The organism is Kitasatospora nipponensis, assembly GCF_039528135.1.
In the GTDB taxonomy this organism is placed as follows: domain Bacteria; phylum Actinomycetota; class Actinomycetes; order Streptomycetales; family Streptomycetaceae; genus Kitasatospora; species Kitasatospora nipponensis.
Window position 1 is genome coordinate 1 of the sequence record NZ_BAAALF010000390.1, and the last position, 2,283, is coordinate 2,283.

The following is a 2,283-nucleotide window of genomic DNA, read 5'->3' on the forward strand; positions in this document are numbered from 1 at the left end:
CGGACACCACCGCCACCGCATCCGGCGTCCGCGCCACCTGAGCCTCGAACAACCCGGGCAACGTCACTCCGGACACCTCAACACCGGTGTCATTCCACCCAACGAGAATCCGACGACGCTCATCGTCGCCCAGCACATCAACCGCACTCAGCGGAAGATCCGGGCCACCGTCCAGCGACGACTCCAACTCCGTCACCAGGTTCTCGAACGCGGTACGCAACAGGGCGGACACCGCCTGCGGATCCACCGGCGGCACCGCATCGACCACCACCGCGATGCCGGTCTCCGACTCGTCAACCGCCACGTTGAGCGGGTAGTTGGTGAGCTCCCGGCTGAAGACCAGCTCGACGCCGTCGAGAACGCTGCCGGTCTCCCGTCCGGCGGCCTGGCTGTGCCGGAAGTTGAAGATCGAGGTGAACAGCGGCATTCCGACGGGCACGCCGCTGGCCTGCTGGGCGACCGTCAGGGGCGCGTGTTCGTGGTCGAGCAGCGCGGCCAGCTGACCCCGCATCGCGGAGACCGCCTCCGCCGCACCCAGCCGGTCCACCCGGACGCGCACCGGCAGCGTGTTGATGAACGGGCCCATCACCCGGTCCGCGCCCGCACCCGCGTTCATCCGGCCGAACAGCACGGTTCCGAACACCACATCAGCACGGCCGCTCACCGCGGACAGCACTCGCGCCCAGGCGACGTGCGACAGCGTCGCCAGGCTGACCCCCAGCCGGCGCGCGGCCTCCCGCAGTCGCTTGACCACCGGCTCCGGCAGCTCGGAGAACGCGCGTACCGTGTCCATCCCGTCGCCGCGCGCATCCTCCGCTCCGAAGGGCGTCGTCGACTCGGTCACATCGCCCAGCAACTGGGCGAAGTACCGCTCGTGCTCGGTCCTGTCGACCCCGCCTCGGGCCTGCGCCACGAAGTTCCGGAACGGCAGCCCGGCGGGGAGTTCCGCCCCCCGGCCGCCGGTGATCTCCCTGACCTCCGAGAGCAGCACCGCCAGCGCCGTGTGGTCACGCACCAGCAGATGGATCCGCAGGAGGCCCAACCACGTGTCCGACCCCGGGCGCTGCGCGACGTGCAGGCCCAGCATCGGAGCGCGGCCGATGTCCATCGACACACCGCCGACCGTCACCAACTCGGCCACCGGGTCCACGGCGGACGCGTCCAGCACCACTTCCCGGACCGGCAGTTCGGCGTGACGCCAGACCACCTGGACCGGCTCGCGCAGGCCCTCCCAGACCACCGAGGTGCGGTAGATGTCGTGCCGGTCCACCACCTGCTGCAGAGCCTTCGTGAACGCGTCCAGGCGGGTTCGCGAGTCGAACTCCAGGACCACCGGCAGCACGTAGGTGTCCTGGCCGGTGTCGGATCCCATCAGGTGGTGGAAGAGGATGCCCTCCTGAAGCGGCGCGAGCGGGTAGATGTCGGCGACGTTGGGCGCGCCGCCCGGCACCTGGGCGACGACGTGCTCGACCTCCTCGGCGGAGAGTTCCACCAGCGGCAGCATCTCGGGAGTGATGTGCTGCGCGCCCGCCGGAATCGCGTTCGCCGGCACCACCACCTGCTCGGGCGCGGCGGCCACGGCGAGGCTGGCCACGGTCGGGGTCTCGAACAGCGCCCGGACCGACAGTGACACTCCCTGAACGCGCAGCCGCTCCACCAGCGACACCGCCAGCAGCGAGTGCCCGCCCAGGGCGAAGAAGTCGTCGTCGACCCCGACGCTCTCCACGTTCAGCACCTCGGCGAAGGCGGCACAGAGCAGTTCCTCGCGTGCGTTCGCCGGTCCGCGGCTTCCTGCGGCCGCGCCGGCGGCGTAGTCGGGAGCGGGCAGGGCCTTGCGGTCGAGCTTCCCGTTGCCGGTCAGCGGCAGCGCCTCCAGCACGACGACGACGGCCGGGACCATGTGCTCGGGCAACCGCTGCCCGGCGAACTTGCGCACAGACGCCGCGAGTTCCGCCGGCGCCACCTCACCGTCGTCATCGGCGACGACGTAGGCGATCAAGCGAACGTCACCCGGGGTGTCCTCACGGGCGACGACCGCCGCCTGCGCCACCTCGGGGTGCGTCAGCAGTGCGGTCTGCACCTCGCCCGTCTCGATGCGGTAGCCACGGACCTTCACCTGGTCGTCGGCACGGCCCAGGAACACCACCTGACCCTCCGCCGTCCACTTCGCGCGGTCACCCGTGCGGTACAACCGACCGCCGCCCACACCGAAGGGGTCCGCCACGAAACGCTCCGCCGTCAGACCCGCACGCTTCACATAGCCACGCGCCAGACCCGCACCCG

The 2,283-nt window shown here is 70.9% G+C and carries 1 protein-coding gene; it reads right to left on the reverse strand.

Features of this window, described 5'->3' with window-relative positions; genetic code table 11:
- Positions 1 to 2,224: condensation domain-containing protein (locus tag ABD323_RS40495; protein WP_344447115.1), on the reverse strand; the 2,224-nt coding region annotated here is incomplete at its 3' end.
- Positions 2,225 to 2,283: the final 59 nt, after the last annotated feature.